General features: G+C 63.9%; 3 protein-coding genes and 1 pseudogene. 1 reads left to right on the top strand and 3 read right to left on the bottom strand.

The window, feature by feature from the left end; all coding sequences use genetic code 11:
• Nucleotides 1-852: ABC transporter permease (locus tag A2I95_RS32435; RefSeq protein ID WP_367153181.1), on the bottom strand; the 852-nt coding region annotated here is incomplete at its 3' end.
• Between the two features lie 88 nt (nt 853-940).
• Nucleotides 941-1,228: pseudogene (locus A2I95_RS32430) on the bottom strand (ATP-binding cassette domain-containing protein); the annotation flags it as partial.
• Nucleotides 1,229-1,276: 48 nt separating this feature from the next.
• Between A2I95_RS32430 and A2I95_RS32425 the strand changes: the two are divergent.
• Nucleotides 1,277-1,918: an arylesterase gene (locus tag A2I95_RS32425; protein WP_027257702.1), complete on the top strand. Its 642-nt coding sequence runs from the start codon at nt 1,277-1,279 to the stop codon at nt 1,916-1,918.
• A gap of 58 nt (nt 1,919-1,976) precedes the next feature.
• Here the strand turns inward: A2I95_RS32425 and A2I95_RS32420 are convergent, their stop codons facing one another.
• Complete coding sequence (locus A2I95_RS32420) at nt 1,977-2,186, bottom strand: cold-shock protein (RefSeq protein ID WP_027257703.1); 210 nt, start codon at nt 2,184-2,186, stop codon at nt 1,977-1,979.
• Between the last annotated feature and the right edge of the window lie 73 nt (nt 2,187-2,259).

Below are 2,259 nucleotides of genomic sequence, written 5' to 3'. Positions count from 1 at the left end.
GGCCCGCACGGCGGCGGAAACGCCAACCCCGCCCACCGCCAGTCCGGACAGGCCCACCAGCACCAGAAACCCGCCCAGACGCTCGACAAAGGAGGAAATCCCCGGCGCGCCGTTGCGGGCATCCCGCCAGCGCATGCCGGTGGTTTCAAACAGACCCTCGGCCTCGGCCTGCAGTGTGTTCAGATCGCTGCCCGCCGGCAGTTCCATCCGGTATTTGGTGTCAAACAGCGTGCCCGGCTCCAACAGGCCTGACTCCGCCAGATCCCCGGTGCTCACCATAGTGCGCGGCCCCAGTTCAAAGCCCGAGGCAGCGGCATCCGGCTCCAAGGTAATCACTGCCATCAGGCGGAAATCCTGAGTCCCCAATCGGAAGCTATCGCCCGGCTGCAGCCCCAACCGGTCCGCCAGCACCCGGTCCATCACCCCGCCGGGTAAGCCCTCCGCTCCGGCTAGGGCAGTCTCCAACGGCATTTCAGGCGTGAGGTGCATATCCCCCTTCAACGGATACAGCCCGTCCACCGCCTTCACCTGGGTCAGCCCGCGCTCCTCGCCCACCGTCGCCATCGAGCGGAACTCGGCAATCTCGGAAAAGCGGACCGCGTTCCGGTCCAGCCAGGCGCGTTCGTCTTCATTGGCAAAGCGGTAGGTGAAGTTCAGCTCGGCATCGCCGCCCAGAATGGTCGCGCCTTCGCGCGACAGGCCGGTCTCGATCGATGCCCGGATGGAGCCGATGGCAGCAATTACCCCGACCCCCAGCGCCAGGCAGGCCAGGAAAATGCGAAAGCCCTTGAGGCCGCCGCGCAGCTCGCGCAGGGCAAAGCGCCAGGCGAGACGGAAGGCGGAAATGCTCATTCCGCGGCCTCGCGCGCGGCCTCGTCATCGACCCGCCCGTCGCGCAGCCGGACCACCCGGTCGCAGCGGGCCGCCAGTTCCGGCGCGTGAATACCACCCCCATGTTATTGCGGCGGAACCGGGCCAGCGCGTCCTCGTCCATCGCGGTCAGATCTTGACCAAGCGCGGAGATCGTGCCGCCGGTTGCCTGTTCCAGCCCGCCCATCAGCATCAGCAACGACGACTTGCCGGACCCGGACGGCCCGACCAGCCCCAAAGTCTCCCCCTGCTGCATGTCCAGCGAGATGCCGTGCAAAATCTCTACCGGGCCGGTATTGCTATTCAGGGTCAAGGATGCATCTAACAGATGCAGAACGGGGCTGTTATTGTCAGTCATAGGGCCTGCCTGTTGGATCCACCTATCGGATATGGAGTGTTTGCGGCGATGCACAAGATACTGGCGCTGTTGAGTTTGCTGCTTTTTTCATGTCCTGCCTGGGCTGAGCCGCTGCGGATCACTGCCCTGGGCGACAGTCTGGTGCAGGGCTACGGGCTGCCGCAGGACCAGGGCCTGGTGCCGCAGCTGGAGCGCTGGATGAATGAAAACGGCGCCGAAGTGGTTCTGCAGAACGCCGGTGTGTCCGGCGACACTACAGCGGGCGGGGCGGAACGGGCCGCGTGGACGCTGTCGGACAATCCCGACGGGTTGATCGTGCTTTTAGGGGGCAATGACCTGTTGCGCGGTCTGGCGCCAGAGGAGGCGCGGGCCAACCTGGCCCTCATCCTGCAGGAAGCGAAGGCCCTGGGCATTAAAGCACTTCTGGTCGGCATGAAGGCGCCGGGCAACTACGGGCCGGAGTATAAAGCCGCTTTTGATGCGATCTACCCGGATCTGGCCGCCGAATTCGGCGCGGTTCTGCACCTGGATGCCTTTGCGGGCATTGCAGCAAAGGCGGGTGGCGACCCTGCTGCGGCGCAGGCTTATATGCAGGATGACGGTATCCACCCCAATGCCCGGGGCGTTGCGCTGAATGTGGCTGCGATCGGGCCGGCTGCCCTGCAGCTGGTCGAGATGATCACCCAGTGAAAACAGCCCCGGCGGGCAGGGCTGTTTGAAAGCTTTCAAGCGTGATCAGAAGTTCGGATCAGGAGGCCAGTGCAATATCAACCGCGGACTCGCGGCCATCCCGGCCCGCCTGCAGCTCAAAGGTCACTTTCTGATTGTCTGCCAGGCCGGTCAGCCCCGATCGCTCAACTGCGGAAATGTGGACAAAAATATCCTTGCCGCCATCGTCGGGTGCAATAAAGCCATAGCCTTTGGTGGTGTTGAACCATTTGACGGTGCCAGTCGCCATCGTCGTATTCTCCTAAGTCGTCTCAATTCGCTGCCCGCTTCATGCGGCAGAACGGCAGCGGTACCTAGAGGGT

Source organism: Leisingera sp. F5 (genome assembly GCF_001593695.1).
This window is presented reverse-complemented; position numbering and strand designations above follow the sequence as displayed.

What these genes read in the sequence shown, in the direction of transcription:
- A2I95_RS32425 (WP_027257702.1), top strand. Translation starts at nt 1,277, where the DNA reads ATGCACAAGATACTGGCGCTGTTGAGTTTGCTGCTTTTTTCATGTCCT.
- A2I95_RS32420 (WP_027257703.1), bottom strand. Translation starts at nt 2,186, where the DNA reads ATGGCGACTGGCACCGTCAAATGGTTCAACACCACCAAAGGCTATGGC.